Raw genomic sequence first — 22,005 nt, forward strand, 5'->3', positions numbered from 1 at the left:
TCCATGACAGGCCGAGGGTTTAGGGGCGCGGCGCTCGGTGCCAGGCCAGGAGGACGAGAAACAGCAGCGCCACCGCCCCCACCGTGAGCATCAAGCCACTGGCGCTGATATGGGACACCGCCAACCCCGTGGCAATCGGTCCAAGGACACTGCCCAAGGTGTAGAACAACGCAATCGCGGTCATGGCAGTCGACACCTGATGCTCAGCCACCCGCTCGCCGGCTTCCATCACCGCCAGGGTATTCAGGCCGCCGATGGCCCCGCCCCAGACAAACACCAGCAACGACGCCAGCCACGGCCACGGCTGGCTCAAGGGGATGGCCAGGGTGCCCGCCAGCACCAGCAATGCGCAGGTCCGTTGTGCGCTGCGGCTGCAAGTGCGGTCGGCGAGCCAGCCCAGGGGCAGTTGCAACAGGGTGCCGCCGGCACCGAACAAGGCGATAAACAAGGTGGCGGCGGTCAGCAGATAACCGGCGGACACGCTATAGCCGGCCAGAAAAGCCACCGACGAGGTTTCGCAGAAGCCGGCGACGAAGGCCCCGCACAAGGCCAGGGGGATCAGCGTAAACAACCGCGAATGGTGTTTGGCCAGGGGCGTTTGCGGGCGACAGTCGTGGGCCAGCAGGCTCAGGGCCAGGCCAGCGCTGAGGGCAATGATCGCGGCGCAGGCCAGGTACGGCAGCCGCCCCTCCACCCCCAGCGCCACCAGCAGCAAAGGCCCGGCGGCGATGCCCAGGCCCATCAGGGTTTCGTGCACGCCAATCGCCCGGCCGCGTTCGCTGCGGCTGGCCACCGCGACAATCCAGGTGTCGCAAGCGATCCAGCGTAGGATCAGGCCGATACCCAACAGGAAATTCAACAGAAACAGCAGCACCAGGTGCTCGCTGAAGGCCATGCCCAACAGTGCCAGCACGCTGAGCAAGGCACTCAGCAGGTTGGTCCGGACCAGCCCGAGCCGGGCCAGGATCCTCGGCACCTGCTTGTACAGCAGCAGGATCGCCAGCCAGGCCGCGCTGACGATCAGGCCGATCCCGGTCGCGCCGACGCCGCGCTGCTCCAGGGACAACGACAGCAACGGTGTGACGGTGCCGATCTGCACGATCTGCGACAGCACCGACAACAGGTTGATCCGGGTCAGGGCTGCCCAGCGCTGACGGGCGCCGGGATCCGGGCTGAGCTGTTGCATCGCGACCTTTCCTTGTCTGCCGTTGCTTGACTGCGCCGTGCGCGAGGCTTCAGTCGGCCAAGGCCTTCTGGAACGACTGATCGATGATCGGCGCGGTGTTCAAGGGCGCCTGCAGGGTCTTGACCTTGAACAGAAAGTCCGCCGTGCCTTGCAGGTCAGCGGCGGCCTGGGCATCCACCGGGCCCAGGGTCAGATGCGCCTGGCGCAACCAGTGGCGCGATACGCCCTGGTCGAGGTTGGCTTTTTTCGCCCAGAGGTCGGCGTACTCGTCCGTGTGGGTATCGACCCAGGCCCGGGCTTTTTTCAGGCGCTGGAGGAAGTCGGCGATGGCTTCACGCTTGCTGTCGATGGACGGCGTGGAGGCGGCAATTGCGCTGAGGCCAGGCATCAGGCCTTTGGCACTGACAATCGGACGCGCGCCGGAAAACAGGATCTGCTGGGAGATATAGGGTTCCCACACCGGAAACGCGTCGATGCTGCCCTGGGGCAAGGCCGCCGCAGCGTCAATCGGCATCAGTTTGACCCACTGCACGTAATCTTCCGGCAACCCGGCCTGCTCCAGGGCGCGCAAGGTCAGTTGCTGGCTCCAGGCGCCGGGCCAGTAGGCGACTTTCTTGCCCTTGAGGTCGGTGATGCTCTTGGCAGTGGAGTCTTTGCCCACCAGCAAGGCGATGGTGTCGGGATTTTGCCGGGAAACGCCGATCAGTTTCACTGGCGCCTGCTTGGCCGCCAGGAACAGGAACCCGGAATCCCCGAGAAAGCCCAGGTCCAGGGCCCCGGTATTCAGGGCTTCGGCCAGGGGCGCGGCGGCCTGGAAGTGTTTCCAGTCCACGGTATAGGGCGCGCCTTCCAGCACCCCGGAAGCTTCGACCGAGGCGCGGATGTTGTAGTAGTTCTGATCGCCGATATGCAGCACCGGCTTGTCGGCCGCGTGCGCCAGGGGCGCGGCGAGTATGGCGCCGGCCAGCAGCGCGCGCAGGTGTCGGGAGAATTTCATGCAGACCTCACAACAATCATCAAGGGAAAGCCGGGCGCGGCACGCGGGCCGCGACCGGCTCAAGGTTCAGAGCGAGCAAGCGCTGGCGCCGTGTTTTTCCAGGTAACGCTGGTGTTCTTCGGCGGCCAGTTCGAACTCGCCCAGGGGCAGCACCACGGTCGCCACCGGTTTGGCCAGGCGTCCGCTGGCTTCAAGTTGCTCGCGGGCAGCCTCGGCGCTGGCGGCCTGTTCGGGGCCATTGACGAACAACGCCGAGCGGTATTTGACCCCGACACCCGCCCCCTGACGGTCGACCGAGGTCGGGTCGTGCAGGGTCCAGAACGCCTCGATCAGGCGGCTGTAGGCAATCTGCCGGGGGTCGAAATCAACCTGCACGACTTCTATCGACAGCGCCTCGCCACTGGCAGGCCGGGCAAAGCCGACACGGCTGTCGAGCACCCCGGGCAATTGCCGGAAGGCCGCTTCGGCGCCCCAGAAACAACCGGCGCCAAAGGTCGCCTGCTGTACCTTTGCCGCGAACCAGTGGCGGTGCAGCGCGGCGATGTGTTCCGGGCCGATGCCGCAGCAACCGCCGACAATGCTCGCCCCGGCCTCAACCCAGGTGCGCGCCCAGTGCAGGTACGACTCGGGGCCCAGGTCATCGCGGATCTGCAACAAGGTGCTGTTGGCTTTGGCATCGCTGCTGACCACCGGGAACGCGTTGGCATACACCCCCAACTCCAGGTCCAGGCCCAGGGCTTCGAGCACCTGCCGCCCATCGTGCAGCGCCTGAGCCATGACCTCGGGCTGGCTGCAATTGAACAGCACCGCCCTGGCCCCCAGTTGCACCGCCACCTGCACCGCCTCGGCCACCGCTTCGCCGGAACGCAGGCGCGCCACGCCATCGGCGCCCGGCACGTCGAGCAAGGTGAATGACAGCCACAACGGCTTGCTGTCGCTGCCCAGGGCTTCGGCCACGGCACGGACTTCCGCGATCGAGCTTTGGGTTTCCGCCAGCCACAGGTCGACGTGGGCACTCAGGCCGTCGATCAGTACCCGGTGGATGGCCACCGAACGCGAGTGATCGAACAGGTCCGGGCGATAGGAGCCCAGGGCCGGCGGCAAGGAACCGGCAACGATCACCGCTTCCCCACTATCGGCAGCGGCCTGGCGCGCCACCTGCCCGGCACGCTCGGCCAGGGCCCGGCCCTGTTGGTTAAAGCGTTGTTCGCCGATATGAAAAGGCACCAGGGCGTAGCTGTTGCTGGTGATCACCCGTGCCCCAGCCTCGATAAAGGCGCGGTGGGCCTGGAGCACGAACTCGGGGGCTTCGATCAGCGCCAGGGCCGACCATTCCGGCTGGCGAAATGGCGCGCCGATGCGCTGCAACTCGCGACCCATGCCGCCATCGAGCAGACGCAGGCTGGCGCTGGTCATTGAATAGCCCCTACGGTCTGCTGCGGCTCGGCCAGCCATTTGTCGACCGTTGCCCGGTTGGCATCGACCCAGGCCTTGGCCGCGACGTCAGCCGGTTGCTTTTCTTTTTCGATCTGCAGGATCAGGCCATTGAGCACGGCCGGGTCGAGGGCCACGTTATGCAGGAAGCTGGCGATGCGTGGCGCGCGTTGCTGCAAGGTGGCAGAGGCCAGGACGTAGACCTTGGCATCCGGGAAGGCGCAGGTGATTTTGCTTTTGTTCAGCCAGTCCGGGTCCACCGTCGGGCTGATGAACTTCCAGCAACCATCGGCCTTGTACAACGGGTCACCCTTCTTGTTGTCCTGGGCATAGCCGTCGAATGCCGGCTCTTCCAGGCGGCGCAGGTCGAAGGCGGAGAAGATCCAGTCCGGGGTGTAGGCATAAAACACCACGCCGCGCCCGGCCTTGTAGGCCGCCGAGAGCTTGGCGTAGGTCACCGACGCTTCGGTGGACACTGCTTCGAACTTGTCGGCAAACCCATAATCCTTGGCCTTGACCTGGCCGATGTAAGTCGACTCCCAACCTGCCGGGCCCACCAGCAGCTGGGCTTCACCACCGCCCAGGGGCTCGAAGAGCTTGGCCACTTCCGGTTTCTTCAGGTCGTAGACGCTCTTGACCCCGTATTTGTCTTGCAGGTAACCCGGGATGTAGAAGCCCTGTTCGCCGGCATAGGGCTGCTTGTTCGGCACCAGCGAATGCTTGTCGCCGGTCACGTATTTGGCCCAGGCGGCCGACTGATTGGGCAGCCAGATATCGGTCAGCACATCCACCGAACCGTCGCCCTTGGCGGCGGCGCTGAGCAGCACCGCAACGTCGCCGGCCAGGTAGGACACATCACCGTCGAGGCGGGTCTTGATCACCTCGCCGAGGATGTGCTGGATGGCGATGGCGCCGGTCCAGTTCTGTTCGCCGATGACGATTTTGTCCTTGGCCAGCACGGTGGCCGGCAGGCTCAGGGTAGCCAGTAATGCAGCGGCACCCAGGGTGCGCGAAAGGCGTGTCTTCACGGTATGTCTCACTTTTGGTTAGAGGTGGAGCCTTGCTTGCGCAGGCTCGACTGAATGATTCGGTCCGGGATCAGCGCGCACAGCACAATCGCCGCACCGGCCAACATGCCTTCGCCGCCCTTGATGTTGCGCAACGCGGTCATCACGTCGTAGCCCAGGCCACCGGCGCCGATCAGCGCCGCGACCACCACCATCGACAGGCTCATGACGATGGTCTGGTTGACCCCCAGCAGCAGCGAGCGACGAGCCAGGGGCAGTTGCACCTTGAGCAGGGTCTGCCAGGGGCTGGCGCCGTGGGCGACGGCGGCTTCCACCGCGTCCTTGGGCACTTCCTGGATGCCCAGGGAGGTCAGGCGGATCATCGGCGCCAGGGCGAAAATCACCGTGGCGATCACGGCCGGGGTCTTGCCCACCGAGAAAAACGCCACGGCCGGAATCAGGTACACAAAGGTCGGCAGGGTCTGCATCACATCCAGCAAGGGCGTGATCAGGCGCCGGGCCAGGGGTCGCTTGGCCAGGATGATCCCGGTGGGCACGCCGATGGCCAGGGCAATCAGCACCGAGGAACCGACCAGGGCCAGGGTGGCGATGGTGCGCTCCCAGAAACCGAACAGGCCGATATAGAGCAGGGCCACGGTGCTGGTCAGGGCCAGGGCGGTGCCCGCCGAACGCCATGCCAGCAACACCAGGGCCAGGGCCGCAACCGGCCAGGGCAGCCAGCCAAGGACGTTTTCCACGCCCTCGATCACGGTGCGCACGGCGACTATCACCCCGACAAAGGCGCTTTCGAAGTTGACCTGGGACCAACTGATGAATTGATCGATGCTGTCGGCGGTCAGCAGCAGCGCCTGGCGGTTGGCCGGGAACTGCAACAGCGCACCGCTGGCGTCCGGCGTCACCACCCGCCAGACCACCAGCGCCTGGCTGATCAGCAGCACCAGCAGGGCCAGGCCCCAGCCGGCCTGGGCCCGACGCAGCGGCTTGGCACTCTGGCTGATGGCAATAAAACGGCTGGCGGCCAATACCGCGACGGCCACCAGCGCCGGCAGCCAGGCGCCCTGCAGCACCCCGCGGGCCAGGGTCGCAAGGGCCGCCAGCTCAGCGCCGAAGGTCAACCAGAACAGCCCGCCACGGCCACGGGCAGCCAGGGCTGCGGGCCCCAGGAGCAAGGCTTGCCAGCCGGGCAGCCCCTGGGTATAGGCCACTGCGCCGGCGCTGTTGGCCACCGGCCGAGGGGGCTCGGCGGCCTGGGGCGCGGCCACTGGCGACGGGCCGCAATCACGAAAAAAGTCTGCTACTTCGGCATCTGCCGGTTGTTCGAGCAACTGCTGTGGGGTGCCGACTTGCACCAGTTGGCCATGGCGCAACACGGCGATCCGGTCCGCCAGGCGCACCGCTTCAACCGGGTCGTGGGTGACCAGCAAGGTGCTGATACCGCGCTCGCGCACCAGGGACAGGAAATGGCTTTGCAGGTCGCGGCGGATGGTCGGGTCCAGGGCGCTGAAGGGTTCGTCCATCAGCAGGATGTCCGGCTCGCTGACCAGCGCTCGTGCCAGGCCGACCCGTTGCTGCATGCCGCCCGACAGCTCATGGGGGTAATGCTCGCCCCAGCCTTCCAGGCCCACGGCCTGCAACTGCACGGCCGCTGCGGCGTGGCGCAAGGCCTCGGGTTCGCCGCGCAGCTCCAGGGGCAAGGCCACGTTATCGAGCACGCTGCGATGGGGCAGCAGGCCGAAGTGCTGGAACACCATGCCGATGCGCCGCGAGCGCAGCTCACGCAGGCCCTGGGGGCTCAGGCCGCTGATGGCCTGGCCGTCGATCAGCACTTCGCCGCTGCTGGGCTCGATCAAGCGGTTGATATGGCGTAGCAAGGTGGACTTGCCGCTGCCGGAGGTGCCCATCAGGCACAGCACTTCACCGCGCCGCACCTTGAGGCTGACGTTGCGCACCGCCGGCGCTTTCGACCCTGCGTGATCACGCCCGTAAGCCTTGGTGATATCACGCAGTTCGAGCACCACGTCGGTCGCCCCGGCGGGATCGTCGAGGGAGATCGGCAGCCCGGAAGCGAGCCGCGATTGCGCCACAGAAGTTTGAATGATTGACACGACAGCTCCGCCAAGCGGCCCCGGCGGCGCAGCTCATGTGAGCCTGGGCGCCGGGGCTGGAAAAATGGACTGAACATCAGGCCAAGTCCTGTAGACGGACGCCTGACGCAAAGGCCGGGGGCTGCGCTGGTACGCAGGCCCCGGCCCTTGCGACATAAAGCTAAACGATCTTAAAAACTACAATCCAATATCATTTAGGAATTAGCTTAGGCTCAGGTTTATTCCTCTGCGCCCTCGCCCGGCCCTGCCCCCTCGCCGCTGGCAGACACCCTGCCCCGGCCTCTGCGGCGAGCTTCAGGCTGCGTCGCCGATCTTCTTCAATGACGCGGCCACCAGCCGGCCAAAGGACTCCACCGGCCCCTGCAGATTGCCCAGAAAGTGCGGGTACACCAGCCACAGGTCCATCACCGGCTTGAAGTCCTTGAGCGGCATCACGGCCAACTGTTCGCGGTGGACGCTGCGCTCCAGCAACGGTCGCGGCACCAGGCCCAGCCCCAGGCCGTCGGCCACCAGGCCCAACTGCAACTCGGTGCCGAAGGTTTCGAGGTTGACGCGCAAGGCCAGGCCCTGGTCCGACAAGGTACGTTGCAGGCCGGCGCGAAAACCGCAGCCATCGGGATTGAGCACCCAGCCGTTGTGGTAGCAGTCGGCAAGCTTGCAGGGGCGCTTGGGCACCAGGTCGCGGGCACAGACCACTACCAGTTCGATCTTGCCGATGGATTGCCCAATGATGTTTTCCGGGAACACCTTGCCCGCCGGGAACAAGGCCACCACCGCATCGAGTTCGGCACTTTCGATCTTGCCCACCAACTGGCCGCCCCAGCCGGTGACAACCTGGGCCCGCAGGTCGGGGTATTCGCTGCGCAGGTGCTTGAGCGCATCGAGCAGCACCACATCGCCAATGGTTTGCGGCACGCCCAGGCGAAACAGCCCGGTGGGCGGCGTGTCGCTGGCTACCAGTTCACGCAGGGCGTCCATTTCCCGCAGGATCGAACGGCACTGCTCATAGACCCGGGTGCCGATCACGGTGGGTTTCAGGGGTTTGGTATTGCGGTCGAACAGCTCCACCCCCAGGGCCTGCTCGAAGTTCTGTACACGCCGGGTAATCGCCGGTTGAGTCAGTTGCAGCGACTCGGCCGCATGGCTGATCGATTGGCAACGAATCACTTCGACAAAGGCATCGATATCATCAATTTTCATTTGGCCCGCACATGAAAAACAGTCACTAAAATGTCGAAAAAGCATAGTTCCAATCAGCCGCCCTGCAAAGCCCGTTGATTGTTACGGCGCTTTTCACTGCCCCGCGGGGGGCTGATTGAAGCGACTGCAGCAGCCAGCCTGCAGATCCAGGCACCCACGAAAAAGCCCGGCGCGACCCTTCGCACCGGGCTTGCTGTGCTGCGTGACGGCTTCAGCGCCGGTGAGCCAGCGAGCGCACCAGGCGATCCCCCAGGCTCTGCACGCCCTGCACCAGAATCACCAGGACCACCACGGTGGCGACCATGATCTGGTTGTTGAAACGCTGGTAGCCGTAGCGAATCGCCAGGTCGCCCAGGCCACCACCGCCGATCACCCCGGCCATCGAGGAGAAACCGATCAGCATCACCAGGGTCAGGGTGATCCCCGCCAACAGTGCCGGCAGCGCTTCGGGCAGCAGCACCTTGAAGATCACATGGCGAATGTCACCGCCCATGGCCAGGATCGCTTCAATGCGCCCCTTGTCGACTTCATCCAGGGCGTTCTCGACGATTCGCGCAAAAAAAGGAAAGGCGCCAATGGTGATCGGCACCACCGCCGCCGTGCTGCCCAGGGTGGTGCCCACCACCAGCCGGGTCAGGGGAATCAAGGCGATCAGCATCACCACGAACGGCAGCGAGCGCCCCAGGTTGACCAGCGCCCCCAGGGCGTTGTTGAGCCTGGGCAGCGGATACAGGCCGCGGGCACGGCTGACAAACAGCAACACCCCCAGCGGCAGGCCGATCAGCAGGGTAAAGAGCCCGGCCAGCAACACCATGTACAGGGTTTCCCCGGTGGCGTTGAACAGCAGTTGGGCGATTTCATTCCAGTCAGTGGTTTTGTTCATGAGGATTCAGCCCTGACCCCGCGCTGCTTGAGAAAGTCCACCACCTGCGCCAGCTTCAGCGCATCGTGGGGTTGGCGAAACGCGACACGCAGGCGTCCTACCCGCTGCCCGCCGATCGACTCCACGCCACTGGCCAGCAAGCTCACATCCACCCCCTGCTGCTGGGCCAGTTCTTGCAGAATCGGGGTCGCCAGCAGGGAATCAAAAAAAGTCAGTTCCAGCGCCTGGCGGGTGTCGTCTTCCGCACCCAGCGCCCTCTGGTAACCGGGCAACAGTGAGTGCCCAAGGCTTGAACCCGGGTCCGCCAGCAACTGGCGAATCGGCCCGGCCTCCACCAGGCGCCCCTGGGCCAGAGAGGCGGCGTGGTCGCAGATCGACTTGACCACCTCCAGCTCGTGGGTGATCAGGACAATGGTCACCCCCAACTGGCGATTGATATCGCGCAACAGCTCCAGGATCGACGCCGTGGTTTCCGGGTCGAGGGCGCTGGTGGCTTCATCCGAGAGCAAATACGCCGGGCGCGCAGCCAGTGCCCGGGCAATGCCCACGCGCTGCTTCTGCCCACCCGACAGTTGTGAGGGAAAGGCCTCGGCCTTGTCGCCCAGGCCCACCAGGTCCAGCAGCTCGCCGACCCGCGCCAGGCGCTGGGCTTTGGGCATGCCGGCGATTTCCAGGGGCACCGCGATGTTGTCCCTGACCGTGCGCGCATGCAGCAGGTTGAAGCCCTGGAAGATCATGCCGATGCGCTGGCGCTGCTGGCGCAATGGCTTGTCGCCCAGGGTGGTCAGGTCTTGCCCGTCCATGATGATGCGCCCGAAACTGGGGCGTTCGAGCAGATTGAGGCAACGCAACAGGGTCGACTTGCCCGCCCCGCTGCGCCCGAGAATGCCGTACACCGCGCCATCGGGGATGCTCAACGACACCCGGTCCAGCGCCGGTGCCTGCCCGGCCCCGTAGCTTTTGCTCAACTGCTCGACTTCAATCATGGCTGGCTGCCCGCGACCGCTACCGGGATCACCGACCCCGAGTAGTTTTCAGTGATGAACTTGGCCACTTGCGGCGAATTCAAGTCCTTGGCCAATTGCTTGATCCGCGGGTCATCCACCAGCTTGGGGGTGGTGACCAGGATGTTGGCGTAGGGGTTGTGCGCGGCCTTCTCCAGGCCCAGGGCATCCTTGGCCGGTACCAGCCCGGCTTCCAGGGCGTAGTTGCCGTTGATCACCGCCAGGTCGACATCGTCCAGGGCCCGGGGGATCTGCGGCGATTCGATCTCGATAATCTTCAGTTGCTTGGGGTTCTGCGCGATGTCCTTGGGGGTCGCCTGGTCGCGGGCCGGGTCGTCGAAACCGGGCTTGAGCTTGATCAGGCCATTGTCTTGCAGCAGGTACAGGGCGCGACTCAGGTTGGTGACGTTATTGGGCACCGCCACTGTGCCTTTGACGGGCACCTGGTCGAAGCTCTTGTGGCGGTGGGAGTAAATCCCCAGGGGCTCGATGTGCACCGTGGCGGCTACCGCGAACTTCTGGCCCAGGGCCTGCTCCTGGGATTGCAGGTACGGCAGGTGCTGGAAATAGTTGGCGTCGACATCACCGTGGGCCAGCAACTCGTTGGAATTCACGCCGTTGGGGATCTCGATGATCTTGAGCTGCAACTGCGGGTCGATCTTCTGCACGTAGGCCAGGATCTGCGCGTGGGGCACCGGGTCGGCGGCGACCCGCAGGGGTTCCACGGCCTGCACGGCAAATGCGGCGGACAGTCCACTCAACAACGCCAGGGTCAATGCGCTTTTCTTCAACATGGGGCAGTCCTTGATCGGATAACGAATAAAGAGGTCAGGCACTCAGTGCCGCGGGCAGCAAGGCGTCGCCATAGAAGCGTTGCGCCACATCCGGATGGGAGCGCAGACGCCCCTTGAGGTAATTCCAGCCGACATCGCGCAGCAGCGGGTTGGCCGGGTCGCTGGCCGGGCCACGGGCTTCGCGTTGCAGCTCGGCGGGCAGCGGATACAGCGGCACCACTGCGTCCAGCCGGGCGCCGAGGAAGAACGCAATGGACAGGCGATCGCGGTCCGGCGGCGGCGAATGCACCCGGTGCACGGTGGCCCGCAGGTAGCCATTGCTCGCCAGCTCCAGCAGCTCGCCGATGTTCACCACCAGCGAGTTCTCCCGTGGCAGGGCATCGATCCAGCGGCCTTCCTCGACCTCCACCTGCAGCCCGGCCTGTTGGTCCTGCAAGAGAAAACTCAGGAACCCGGAATCCTTGTGCGCGCCGACGCCCTGCTGGCTTTCGCCGGGGACACGACCGGGGTAGCGGATCAACTTGATGTGTTCATTGGGCTTGTCGCCGTACAACTGATCGAAGGCCTGCTCCGGCAGTGACAGCGCCAGGGCGAAAGCGCGCAGCAGGCGCAGGGACATGGCGGTCATCGCCTGTTGCCATTCCAGCAGCAAGGGTTTGAGTTGGGGCAAGGCTTCGGGCCATTGGTTGGGCCCTTGCAGGCGTGCCCAGGCCGGGCTGTGGGCGTCCAGTGCCAGGGCCTGGCGCTCGGCCCCGACATCGAACTGCTCGCGCAAGTCCGGCTGGCCACGGGTGATCTCGGAGGCCGCGCGGTTATAGCCGCGAAAATGCGCGGAATTGATCATCCCCACTGCCAGTTTCTGCGCCTCGGGCAAGGCAAAGAACTGCCGCGCCTGCTGCTGTACCTGTTTCAACAATTGGCTGTCGATGCCGTGCCCGGTCAGGTAGAAAAACCCCACATCCCGCGCCGCATGGCGCAGTTGCTCAAGAAACCCCTGGCGCTGCGCGGGGCTACCGTCCAGCAGCGCCAGGTCCAGCGAAGGCAGCGCGGTGATATCCAGCGAGTGCGACATGCTTCACTCCCCTGTGAATTGAAAAAGTCCGATGCGCGCCGTAACCCCTGCGCGCAACCCTTGCGCTCAAAACGGGCTCAGAGCTTGGCGATCGACACTTCGGTGGATTTGACGAAGGCAATGACTTCGCTGCCGATCTTCAATTCCAGGTCGCGCACCGAACGGGTGGTGATCACCGAGGTGACGATGCCCGACGCGGTCTGCACGTCGATTTCCGAAACCACCTGGCCTTCGTGGATCTCCTTGATCACGCCCTTGAACTGATTGCGTACGTTGATCGCTTTAATGGTCATGCTCGGTCTTCCTGTGTGAGGCCCGGCAAATCCGCCGGGTGGCTGAGGGCTAAAGTGCACCCTTGGCGAACTGTTTTAAAGGAATAAATAATTAGTATTTTATTCTTTTTAGATATATTGAACCCCTCCCCGCCAAGCCGGTCGGCTTGACCCCGCGCGGCACCTTTGTTTTTCTGGGGCCCCACAGCTGATCAGGCTGTTTCAGGAGGTTATGTATGCGCAGGCTCGAACTGGCGGGCGTCAGCGTCCCGGTGATAGGACAAGGCACCTGGCACATGGGCGAGGACCGTCATCAACGGACCCGGGAAGTGAACGCGTTGCGTACTGGTATCGATCTGGGCATGAGCCTGATCGACAGCGCCGAAATGTACGCCGAGGGCGGCGCCGAGACAGTGGTCGGCGAAGCCATTGCCGGGCGGCGCGAGCAGGTGTTTCTGGTGAGCAAGGTCTACCCGCACAATGCCGGCCGCCAGGGTATCCCCCAGGCTTGCGAGCGCAGCCTGAAACGGCTGGGCACTGACTATATCGATCTGTACCTGCTGCACTGGCGCGGCCAGTACCCCTTGGAAGAAACCGTCGAGGCCTTTGAACGCCTGCGGGCCGACGGCAAGATCGGGCGCTGGGGCGTGTCCAACTTCGACCTGGACGACTTGCAGGAGCTGGCGGCACCGGCCTGTGCCACCAACCAGGTGCTGTACAACATCGAAGAGCGCGGCATCGAGTTCGACCTCCTGCCCTGGAGCCAGCAGCAGCGCCTGCCGATCATGGCGTACTGCCCGATTGCCCAGGCCGGCGCCCTGCTCGCCCATCCGCTGTTGGAACAGATTGCCCAGCGCCATCAGGTGACCACGGCCCAGGTTTCCCTGGCCTGGGTATTGCGCCAGGAGGGGGTAATCGCGATTCCCAAGGCGGTGCATCCGGAACACCTGCGACTCAACGCCGCCGCTGCCAGCCTGCAACTGGAGGCCGAGGACCTGGCCGCCATCGATAGCGCCTTCGCCGGCCCCACACGCAAGCGACGCCTGGCGATGATTTGAGCCCGAATCGGCGCTTTCTGGACGCTGCTCAGAAAAGACTGACGATTAGCAGAGTTCTGACACCGATGTATTTAAGATTCGTCTGATGCCTGGGCAGTGTGTCTCAGCTTTACAGTTGGCGCATGAGACTAAAAAGCTGCCTGCATCAGATAAATCCACTCTTTTCCCGGCCTGAAGCCGTTCTCCGCTTGCTTCGGCTTTTTGCGTTGCTGCTGCTCGCAGGCATCCTGATCGGCGTCTACAACTTTGTGCGTTCGACCCTGAACGACAACCTATCCCGGCGTCACAGCTACATGAGCGGCGCCATCGCCCAGGCGCAAACCTTCTTCACCACCCGTGAAACCCTGCTCGAAAGCCTCAGCCTGTCGGCGGTGCGCCAGACGGCGGAACAGGCGCAACTGCCTCCAGCGGCTGAAGACCAGATCAGGCTGCAACTGGGCAATGCCGATGGCGAGCGGTGGAGTATCTGGCTCACCGAACGCATGCGCGAACACCTCAAGCGCAATCAACTGAATCTGCTGTACATCAGCGCAGGCCCTCGACCTCGGGTCGAGCGTCTGTACAGCGCCAACCCGCAGGCAGCCGCGGTGCCGGCGTCGGTACTGGAGCACCTGTCGACGCGGGAACCCCGGATGACGCTCGGCGAGGAAGGTCAGTGGCTGACCGAACAATCGGTGCAGTCCACCCAGCTGTACATTTTCTTTGCCCTCGATCATCGCGTCGCCGATTCCGGCTGGCTGGGCCTGGAGATGGATGGCAACGAAGTCCTGGCGGCTCTCAGCGACCAGAGCGCCGGGGAATTCATGATCCTCAACTCCCAGGGCGCCCTGGTCCTCACCAACACCCCTACCTACCGCTTGAGCCAGGCCCTGCTTGAGCTGCAGCGCGACAACTTTTTCGGTTTTATCGGCGGTGCCTGGTTTCCCGAGCAGTTGGTGATCCGCAAGCAACTCAAGTCCACGGATTGGCAACTGATCTACGCCTTCGAACTGCGCAAGCTGCTCCAGGATCTGTGGCCGCAACTGCTGGGCGCGCTGCTGTTCAGCCTGCTGAGCAGCGGCCTGATCTACCTGCTGACCCGGCGTGTGGAGCAGCACTTTATCGTCCCGGCGCTGAACCGGATCCAGGCACTGGTGGAGAGTGAGGCTTTCAGCCGCGACGTGATCCAGACCGCCCCCGTGGCCCTGTGCGTGTTACGCCGCAGCGACGGTCAGGTGGTCCTGGAAAATACCCTGGCGCAACAATGGCTGGATCAAGGAAAAGCCCAAGGCCTGCTGTGGGCTGGCTGGATCCGGCAGGCGTTTGAACCGGATGGCGGCGCCCCCATCGATGATTTCGAAACTGCCGAGGGCCGGCACCTCCAGCTGAGTTCGGTGCCGACCCGCTACCACGGCGAAGACGTGCTGCTCTGCGCCTTCAGCGACATCAGCACACGCAAGCAGGTTGAAGCCGCACTCGATGAAGCCCGTTCCCTGGCCGAGTCCGCCAACGAGGCCAAGACCCTGTTCCTGGCTACCATGAGCCACGAGATCCGGACCCCGCTCTATGGTGTGCTCGGAACCTTGGAACTGCTGGGGCGCACCCGGCTCGACCAGCAGCAGAAACACTATCTGCAGGCGATGGAGGGCTCGTCGGCGACTCTGCTGCAGATGATCTGCGGCGTGCTCGACGTGTCGAAAATCGAAGCCGGAGAACTGGCACTGGAACTCCGGGAGTTTTCGCCCCTGGACCTGGCTTGCGAAATCGTCCAGAGCTATGCCGCCGCCGCTCAGGCCAAAGGCCTGCAACTGTATGCCTGCCTTGAGTGGCAACTGCCGGAACGGCTGGTGGGTGATGTCGCGCGCATGCGGCAGATACTCGGCAACCTGTTGAGTAATGCGCTCAAGTTCACGGATGTCGGGCGCGTGGTGCTGCGGGCCCACCTGCTTGAACTGGAGGGGAATCGCTGCACCCTCGAGTGGCAGGTCAGCGATACCGGCAAGGGCATCGCCGAGCAGGACCAAAGGATGCTGTTCGAACCGTTTTTCCAGACCTCGGGCAATACCAACGTGGTTGCCGGCACCGGTCTGGGCCTGCCCATCTGCCTGCGCCTGACACGGTTGATGAACGGCGACATGCGCGTGGTCAGCGAGCTTGGGCTGGGCAGCAGCTTCAGCCTGAGCCTGCCGTTGCAACGGGCCATGGACACGGCCCAGTCTCCTTTCATGCCCCTGCTCGGCCCCCAGATCATCTACGTGCGGTCTTCAGTACGCGAGCTGGCGGAGAGCCTGGCGGGCTGGTTGCGACGCTGGGGCGCGCGGGTGCACCTGCGCCTGCCCGGCTACATCGATGCCGCCAGCGACTGCGTGTTGCTCGAACTGCACCCGGGCGCCATCAAGCACCGGCTCGAACCCGAATGGCAGGGGCCGCTGGTCCTGGCCTGCGGCATCGGGCATCACGAGCCGCGCCGCAATCATGGCTGGCAGGTGGATGTCAGCGACCTGCGGGCCATTCACCGGGCCGTCAGCCAGGCCCAGGGACAGCCCGCTACCGAGGACGAAACCCTGGTCCAGAGCCACGACCTGCCCAAGCTGGGCCTGCATGTGCTGGTGGCCGAGGACAACGTAATCAACCAGTTGATCCTCAAGGATCAACTGGAAGAACTGGGCTGCAGCGTAAAACTGGCCGGCAACGGCGACGAAGCCTTGAGCCTGTGGCACAACGAGCGCTTCGATGTGGTCCTGACCGATATCAACATGCCCAGGCTCAATGGCTATGAATTAAGCCGGGAGCTGCGGCGACTCGGGTGCCGCACGCCGATTTTCGGTGCAACTGCCAACGCCATGCACGGCGAAGAAGCCCAATGCCTGGCGGCCGGCATGGAGCGCTGTCTGGTCAAACCCTTTTCCCTGCGCACGCTGCTCAGTTATCTCGCGCCCTACGCCAAGGCGGCGCCGCAGCCCGGACCGCCGGACACCTGAACCTGCCGCTGTTGCACGCGCAATCGCCCCAACCCGCAACCCCTGCCACCCACTCGGAGCGGCTACTGCCCATGCCTTTGTCTAGCCCACCTTGCGCCGCCGATATGGATGCGCTGCTACTGCCAGTGGCCTTGCGCGAAGTGTTTATCAGCACCCTGCGTGCGGATATCCAGCGCATTGAGATCGTCCTGGACACGGGCAATACCTTGCACGCGGCGCAGTGCTTTCACAGCGTTGCCGGGGCCCTGGGCGTGGTCAACGCCCTGCCCCTGGCGCGCGCCTGTGTCGAGCTGGAAAACCAACTGCGCGAGCAGCGCCCAGGTTCCGGCCTGGAGCTACAGGCCCGGCAGCTGGCGCAACGGCTGACGCTGTTTCTTGATCAGTTGGAGCAATGAACTCAACTCGAATGAACTCAACCCGGCAGCGGCAGATCGGGCTGCAAGGCCCACCAGCTCGGCAGCAGTTGCTGGACCCGTGCCTCGCCAAAACGATCATCGATCAACATCACCACCCCGCGATCCTGCTGGCTGCGAATCACCCGGCCCGCCGCCTGTACCACTTTCTGCAGCCCCGGGTAGAGGTAGGTGTAGTCATAACCGGCGCCAAAGATCGCCGCCATGCGCTGCTTCAACTGCTCGTTCACCGGGTTCAACTGGGCCAGGCCCAGGGTGGCGATAAAGGCACCGATCAGCCGCGATCCCGGCAAATCGATACCCTCGCCAAACGCCCCGCCCAGCACCGCAAACCCGATGCCCTGGCCTTCGCTGCTGAACTGATCGAGAAAGCCCTGGCGCTGGCCTTCGTCCATGCCCCGCGATTGCAGCCACAGGGCAATGTCCGGGTGCTCTCGGGCCAGTAGCTGCGCCACCTGCTGCAGGTAATCAAAACTGCTGAAGAACGCCAGGTAATTGCCGGGACGCTGACGGAACTGGCGAGCTATCAGCTCGACAATCGGCGCCAGCGACGCCTGGCGATGCACAAAACGGGTGGAGATGCGCTTGACGATATGCACCTCCAGTTGCGCCGCGTCGAACGGCGACTCGACATCGACCCAGACCGTGGTGTCCGGCAGGCCCAGCAGGTCGCTGTAGTAATGCCGCGGGTTGAGGGTCGCGGAAAACAGCACGCAACTGCGCGCCGCCGTCAGCCTCGGGCGAATGAAACCCGCCGGCACCACATTGCGCAGGCACAGCTGGGACAGGCTGCGCTTGGCATTGAGCTCACGCTTGCTGATATCGAACAGAAAGTGCTCATCGAACAGCTCGGCAACCCGGGTGAACTGCAGCATCTCGAAGTAGAAACCCTGCAGGCTGGCATCCAGCCCCTGGGGGTGATCGTTGAGGTAATCGCCAATCGCCGAAACGCACAACGACAGGGCCTTGAGCAAGGCTGCCGGCGCCTGGGCATAGGCCTGGTATGGCGCCAGTTGCTCCTTGTGCAGGGCATTCCACTCTCGGTTCAAGCGTTGCAAGGGCTTTTTCAGCGCCTCGGGCGCCGCCGCCCGCACAGTGTTCATCTGGTACTGGTCGAGGCTGGCGCTGTACATCGATCGCCCGCGCTCCACCAGGTTGTGCGCCTCGTCCACCAACACCGCCACGGTCCACTGATTGGCCTGGGCCAGGCCGAACAGCAAGGCGCTGAAATCGAAGTAGTAGTTGTAGTCCGCGACCACCAGGTCGCTCCAGCGGGCCATTTCCTGGCTCAGGTAATAGGGGCAGACCTCATGCGCCAGGGCAATCTGCCGCAGGCGTTGCTGGTCCAGCAGGCGCACCTGGCTGGCCGCCTGCCGCGCCGCCGGCAAGCGATCGTAGAAGCCGCGGGCCAGGGGGCAGGACTCGCCGTGGCAGGCCTTGTCCGGGTGCTCGCAGGCTTTGTCCCGGGCCACCAGCTCCAGCACCCGCAACGGCAGTTCGGGGCAACTGTCGAACAGCACCTGGGACGCATCCAGCGCCAGTTTGCGGCCCGGGGTCTTGGCCGTCAGGAACAACAGCTTGTCCAAGTGCTGCGGGGCCATGGCCTTGAGCATGGGGAAGATGGTGCCAATGGTTTTGCCGATCCCGGTCGGTGCCTGGGCCATCAGGCAGCGCCCGGTGCTCACTGCCTTGTACACCGACTCCGCCAGGGAGCGCTGACCGCTGCGAAACTGCCCATGGGGGAACGCCAGGGCCTGGGTTGCCAGGTCCCGCGCGCTGCGGTGCGCCAGTTCCTGCTCGGCCCACTGCACAAAGACTGCGCATTGCTGCTTGAAAAACTGCTCCAGCGTCGCCGCCTCAAAGGGCTCGACCAAGGCGGTTTCCTGCTCGCTGACAATGTCGAAATACACCAGCGCCAGGCGGATCTCGCTCAGTTCCAGGGCCTGGCACATCAGCCAGCCATAGACCTTGGCCTGGGCCCAGTGCAGTTGCCGATGGTTGGCCGGCATGCGGCTGAGGTCGCCACGGTAGGTCTTGACCTCCTCCAGCAGGTTTTGCGTGGGGTCGTAGCCATCGGCCCGGCCCTTGACCGTCAGCGGCCCATATTGGCCTTGCAGGGCCACTTCGTTCTGGTAGCCGGGGCTGCGTCGGGCGGCCACCGTGCGATGGCCGGCGATGCCTTCGAGCGCAGTGGGCGATGGGGTGAAACGCAAGTCGAGGTCACCAATCTTGGCCGTGAACTCGCACAGCGCCCGCACCGCGATGCGGTAGCTCAAGCCGGCTGCTCCTGCCATTGCACATAGCAGACCGCCACCGGCATCTGGTGCTGGTGGCAGAACTCCAGCCAGCGCAACTGGTTGTCCTGCAGGCGATCGCCCGGGCCCTTGACCTCGATCATGCGGTAGGTTTTTTGCTCGGGCCAGAACTGGATCAGATCCGGCATGCCGGCACGATTGGCGCGGATATCCAGCAACAGGCGCTCGAACCAGTGCTTGAGGTGGATCGCTGGCAGGCAGTCCAGGGCCTGGTCGAGCAGCTCTTCGGTCAGCGCCCCCCAGAACACGAAGGGTGATTGCACGCCCCACTTGGCCACGAAGCGCTGGCGGATGGTGCGGATGTAACGCCCGTCATCCAGCTCGGCCAGGCAGGCCTGGAACAACTCGGCGCGACGGGGATGGAAATCTTCACTCAACAGGTCCACCGGCCCGCGCTGGAACGGGTGAAAGAACGCCCCGGGCAACGGTGCGAAGATCGCCGGCCAGCACAGCAGGCCGAACAGCGAATTGATCAGGCTGTTCTCGACATAGTGCACCGGGGCCTGCTCGGCATGCAGGTGGGCCTGGACGTGGTACTCCACCGACAGCAGCGCATCGCTGCGGGCCAGGTTCAGCTCCAGGCGTTGTGGCTCGCGACCCGGCACCCGGCGCTGGACCGGCCCGCCCAGCTTGCGCCGCAGGCGCGGCAACACCCGCAGCAACAGCTGCTGTTCGGCTGCGCTTTGCGGTGCCTGGGCCGCTACCTCGGCCAGCGCCAGGGCCTGGGGATAGTCGCCGCTGCGTTCCAGCACGCGGATCAGCCGCATCCGCGCCCCGGGGTAGGCACAGCCGCTATAGATCGCCAGGGCCAGCGCCCAGTCCGCCACACGTTCGCAGTGCTGGCCCAGCTGAAACAGCAGCTTGGCGCGGCGTTTTTCCAGCCAGGGGTTGTCGATGGGCAAGGCCTGGATCCGGGCCAGCACATCAGCCAGCTCGTGCCCGGCTTCGAAGGCTTCCTGGCACTGTTGCAAATAAATAAAGCCATCCACGTCCCTGCGGCTGCGCAAGCCGCGGGAATCGGCGCTGAACTCGACTTTTTCGTAGGTGTAGATGCCAAGGTCGGCCAGCACGAACTCCGACCAGTCCTGGTACAGGTTGCCGAAAAACATCAGCCGCAGGCGATCGCACAGGTCCATGACCGTCAGGCTCAGCAACTGATCAGCGAGCTGCGGGCACCAATCGGCGAAGGCTCGGGGCGGCCCCCCATGCTCGGTCAATGCCGCCAGCCAATCGGTTTTCCTGGCTTTGGGCTGATCGATGAGGGCGACGAAACACTGCAGGATTTCGGCCTTTTGCAACAGACCGAACAGCTCGTCCAGGGACACCTCGGCCCCCGGGTCGACCCAGCCCAGGCGCACCAGGGGCGTGGCCGCCAGGGTGATATCGCCGATCTCGGCGTAACTCAACTTGGCGGCACGAAAATGCCGGCCCTTGCGCATCACCAGGCGTACCAGCAATGCCTGGGCAGGTTGCGGCAACCCGGCGAAATCAGCGATGAAGCGCTGCTCTTCAGGGCACAGCAGGTCGGCATACCGCTGCTCGATCCAGGCCAGCACTTGCTGAAAGTTGTGCAGGTAATAGAACGGGTTTTCGAGGGGGTTGGAAGTCACAGAAGGCAGGCACCGCGGAAAAAGACACTGGTTATGCATACAGATAACAGCTGTGCGCCGTGCCTGGCAAACACTATTGGATAAATGGCGCCCTGGCTTGCCGGCCCTGGACGAACACTTTTTTTCGAGGGTTATCGCGATGGAGAATGACTATAGAGTCATCAAAATACGGCACACTGTGCCGCTTCAACGTGCATGAACGAGAGGTTTGTCTATGAAGTTTGAAACCCTGGGCCTGGCCCTGGCTGCCACCGCACTCCTGGCCTTGGCGGGTTGCGCCTCGCCCACCGTGGTGACCTTGCAGAACGGCACCCAGTACCTGACCAAGGATGTGCCAAAGACCCGCACGGCCGATGGCTTCTATGAGTTCGTCGATATTTCCGGCAAGAAAATTCGCATCAAGGCGGACGATGTAGCCACCGTCCGCCAGGAACAATAACCGCCTCCGATCAAGGGCAATCAGCGGTAGAGGCCGAGCCCCGGGACACTGCCATCGCAGGAAATACTCTGCTGGGCATTGCGCTTGTACAACTCGCCGCGAACCTTCTGGCAGCGGTCATATTCCTGCCTGGCGGCATTGTCGATGCTGATATTGCCCGTGGTTTCCGGCTGCTGGCCGTCCCCCAGGCGGACCTGGGCCCAGGGTTGCTCCGGGGCGATGTGAAAGCGGCTGGGGGCCGGCTGTTGCTTGGGTTCGACCTTCAATTTTGCCCCGGCCGGCAATTGCTCCGGGGTCACGCCATAACGCTGCAAAATCGAGTTGTGCGGCAGCTCGTCCGCCAGCGTCGTGCCTGCCAGCAGGCTCAGCACCAGACCGATTGCACACCTCTTGTTGTTACTCACCTGACTTGTCTCCTGCTGTCCATTGGGCCGGTGCGACGGCTTGTGGCCATCGCCCGTGCCTGAATAACGCATGGGCTGCCTGACGCTTTAGTCCCTGCCCGCGCCCCTGGATAAAGGCGCCGGGCCCGCCCTCGCGGTCTGCGTCATGTTGGCTATGCTTTCCCAGCGCTCACCATGAGCGCCCTCGGGCGGTAGCCCCAGGTGCAAGGTATTGGAGTCGTTATTTGGGGTGCGGGTCACGCCCGGTTCACGATAACTGCCGCGGTGCCTGCATTGCCCCCTACAAGGAGTAGCCATTGTGCAAAGCCCTAACCCGCTGTTGAACTATTGCCGGACCCTGCCCCTCAAGACCCTGGCGTTGACCCTGGTATTGGGCGGCCTGAGCGCCTGCGCCAACATCAACGCGCGAACCACTGAATACGTCGGCGTGACCCACGCCGGGCCCACCTCACCGGCGTCGGTCCAGGTGCTGCGCAGCGAGCCAACCCGCCCTCACATTCGCCTCGGTGAAGTGGTCCTGGACAGCAGCGTCGACCCGGCGCCACCGGTCAGTGAAATCGAGCAGAAACTACGGGAAGAAGCCGCGAAGATCGGCGGCGATGCAGTGGTCGTGGTGTATGACAAGATCCAGCCGGTATCAGCCTATGTCAGCGGTCCATTGTGGGACCGGGACATCCAGACCATCGATGGGCGCAAGCTCAAGGGCATCGTGATCGGCTACCAGTGATGGGTGGTGGCGGCGGCTGCGAGGCCCCCCCCCCCCCCCTCCGTTAGACACGGGGGGACGAATGCCACCCCCGGGACAAACAACACGCCCCCACCCACCACGGG

General features: G+C 64.2%; 19 protein-coding genes and 1 pseudogene. 5 read left to right on the forward strand and 15 right to left on the reverse strand.

Translation table 11 applies throughout. From position 1 onward, the window contains the following. Nucleotides 1-19: 19 nt before the first annotated feature. The 12 genes and pseudogenes from ACOZJV_RS03280 to ACOZJV_RS03335 all read right to left on the reverse strand — a co-directional run bounded on the left by ACOZJV_RS03280 (nt 20) and on the right by ACOZJV_RS03335 (nt 11,996). Nucleotides 20-1,186, reverse strand: a complete 1,167-nt coding sequence (locus ACOZJV_RS03280) for an MFS transporter (RefSeq protein WP_078473408.1) — start codon at nt 1,184-1,186, stop codon at nt 20-22. A 49-nt stretch (nt 1,187-1,235) separates the two neighbouring features. Further along, nucleotides 1,236-2,183: an ABC transporter substrate-binding protein gene (locus ACOZJV_RS03285; RefSeq protein WP_201130946.1), complete on the reverse strand. Its 948-nt coding sequence runs from the start codon at nt 2,181-2,183 to the stop codon at nt 1,236-1,238. Between the two features lie 66 nt (nt 2,184-2,249). Then, nucleotides 2,250-2,726: a peptide-methionine (S)-S-oxide reductase MsrA gene (gene msrA / locus ACOZJV_RS03290; RefSeq protein ID WP_421547573.1), complete on the reverse strand. Its 477-nt coding sequence runs from the start codon at nt 2,724-2,726 to the stop codon at nt 2,250-2,252. Next, a pseudogene (locus ACOZJV_RS03295) lies at nt 2,706-3,599 on the reverse strand (homocysteine S-methyltransferase family protein); the annotation flags it as partial. The gene msrA and the pseudogene ACOZJV_RS03295, both read right to left, overlap by 21 nt. Further along, complete coding sequence (locus ACOZJV_RS03300) at nt 3,596-4,657, reverse strand: glycine betaine ABC transporter substrate-binding protein (protein WP_421546822.1); 1,062 nt, start codon at nt 4,655-4,657, stop codon at nt 3,596-3,598. The gene ACOZJV_RS03300 and the pseudogene ACOZJV_RS03295, both read right to left, overlap by 4 nt. Next, nucleotides 4,654-6,702: an ATP-binding cassette domain-containing protein gene (locus ACOZJV_RS03305; RefSeq protein ID WP_421547574.1), complete on the reverse strand. Its 2,049-nt coding sequence runs from the start codon at nt 6,700-6,702 to the stop codon at nt 4,654-4,656. The genes ACOZJV_RS03300 and ACOZJV_RS03305 overlap by 4 nt, the downstream gene beginning before the upstream one ends. Nucleotides 6,703-7,044: 342 nt before the next feature. Continuing rightward, nucleotides 7,045-7,950 (reverse strand): LysR family transcriptional regulator, encoded by a 906-nt coding sequence (locus ACOZJV_RS03310; protein WP_421546823.1) that lies wholly within the window; start codon nt 7,948-7,950, stop codon nt 7,045-7,047. Nucleotides 7,951-8,161: 211 nt separating this feature from the next. Further along, complete coding sequence (locus ACOZJV_RS03315; RefSeq protein ID WP_020297930.1) at nt 8,162-8,833, reverse strand: methionine ABC transporter permease; 672 nt, start codon at nt 8,831-8,833, stop codon at nt 8,162-8,164. Further along, the gene (locus tag ACOZJV_RS03320; protein WP_421546824.1) at nt 8,830-9,819 is read right to left on the reverse strand and encodes a methionine ABC transporter ATP-binding protein; all 990 of its coding nucleotides are present in this window, start codon (nt 9,817-9,819) and stop codon (nt 8,830-8,832) included. Before ACOZJV_RS03320 ends, ACOZJV_RS03315 begins: the two co-directional genes overlap by 4 nt. Further along, nucleotides 9,816-10,631 (reverse strand): MetQ/NlpA family ABC transporter substrate-binding protein, encoded by an 816-nt coding sequence (locus ACOZJV_RS03325; protein ID WP_078473415.1) that lies wholly within the window; start codon nt 10,629-10,631, stop codon nt 9,816-9,818. Before ACOZJV_RS03325 ends, ACOZJV_RS03320 begins: the two co-directional genes overlap by 4 nt. Nucleotides 10,632-10,665: 34 nt before the next feature. Beyond that, nucleotides 10,666-11,703: an isopenicillin N synthase family dioxygenase gene (locus ACOZJV_RS03330; RefSeq protein WP_201130942.1), complete on the reverse strand. Its 1,038-nt coding sequence runs from the start codon at nt 11,701-11,703 to the stop codon at nt 10,666-10,668. Nucleotides 11,704-11,780: 77 nt separating this feature from the next. After that, entirely contained in the window at nt 11,781-11,996 is a 216-nt protein-coding gene (locus ACOZJV_RS03335) for a TOBE domain-containing protein (protein WP_020297934.1), read from the reverse strand. Nucleotides 11,997-12,211: 215 nt separating this feature from the next. Between ACOZJV_RS03335 and ACOZJV_RS03340 the strand changes: the two genes are divergently transcribed. From ACOZJV_RS03340 to ACOZJV_RS03350, 3 genes are all read left to right on the forward strand, one after another. Continuing rightward, complete coding sequence (locus ACOZJV_RS03340) at nt 12,212-13,033, forward strand: aldo/keto reductase (protein WP_078473417.1); 822 nt, start codon at nt 12,212-12,214, stop codon at nt 13,031-13,033. 122 nt (nt 13,034-13,155) lie between these two features. Continuing rightward, on the forward strand, nt 13,156-15,993 hold the full coding sequence (locus ACOZJV_RS03345) for a response regulator (protein ID WP_421546825.1): 2,838 nt from the start codon (nt 13,156-13,158) through the stop codon (nt 15,991-15,993). 71 nt (nt 15,994-16,064) lie between these two features. Continuing rightward, the gene (locus tag ACOZJV_RS03350) at nt 16,065-16,388 is read left to right on the forward strand and encodes an Hpt domain-containing protein (RefSeq protein ID WP_421546826.1); all 324 of its coding nucleotides are present in this window, start codon (nt 16,065-16,067) and stop codon (nt 16,386-16,388) included. A gap of 17 nt (nt 16,389-16,405) precedes the next feature. On the opposite strand, the gene ACOZJV_RS03355 is transcribed toward ACOZJV_RS03350, so the two are convergent. Then, nucleotides 16,406-18,682, reverse strand: coding sequence for an ATP-dependent DNA helicase (locus ACOZJV_RS03355; protein WP_421546827.1), 2,277 nt, complete (start codon nt 18,680-18,682; stop codon nt 16,406-16,408). After that, the gene (locus ACOZJV_RS03360; RefSeq protein ID WP_421546828.1) at nt 18,679-20,331 is read right to left on the reverse strand and encodes a VRR-NUC domain-containing protein; all 1,653 of its coding nucleotides are present in this window, start codon (nt 20,329-20,331) and stop codon (nt 18,679-18,681) included. The genes ACOZJV_RS03355 and ACOZJV_RS03360 overlap by 4 nt, the downstream gene beginning before the upstream one ends. Nucleotides 20,332-20,545: 214 nt before the next feature. Here ACOZJV_RS03360 and ACOZJV_RS03365 point away from each other — a divergent pair, with 214 nt between their 5' ends. Further along, complete coding sequence (locus ACOZJV_RS03365) at nt 20,546-20,770, forward strand: YgdI/YgdR family lipoprotein (protein WP_020297940.1); 225 nt, start codon at nt 20,546-20,548, stop codon at nt 20,768-20,770. Between the two features lie 20 nt (nt 20,771-20,790). Here the strand turns inward: ACOZJV_RS03365 and ACOZJV_RS03370 are convergent, their stop codons facing one another. Continuing rightward, a complete protein-coding gene (locus ACOZJV_RS03370; protein ID WP_020297941.1) occupies nt 20,791-21,174 on the reverse strand; it encodes a hypothetical protein in 384 nt (127 codons plus the stop codon). A gap of 298 nt (nt 21,175-21,472) precedes the next feature. On the opposite strand from ACOZJV_RS03370, the gene ACOZJV_RS03375 reads away from it, so the two are divergent. Beyond that, on the forward strand, nt 21,473-21,901 hold the full coding sequence (locus ACOZJV_RS03375; protein ID WP_421546829.1) for a hypothetical protein: 429 nt from the start codon (nt 21,473-21,475) through the stop codon (nt 21,899-21,901). Nucleotides 21,902-22,005: the final 104 nt, after the last annotated feature.

It is taken from the genome of Pseudomonas sp. QD4, from assembly GCF_049199125.1.
In the GTDB taxonomy this organism is placed as follows: domain Bacteria; phylum Pseudomonadota; class Gammaproteobacteria; order Pseudomonadales; family Pseudomonadaceae; genus Aquipseudomonas.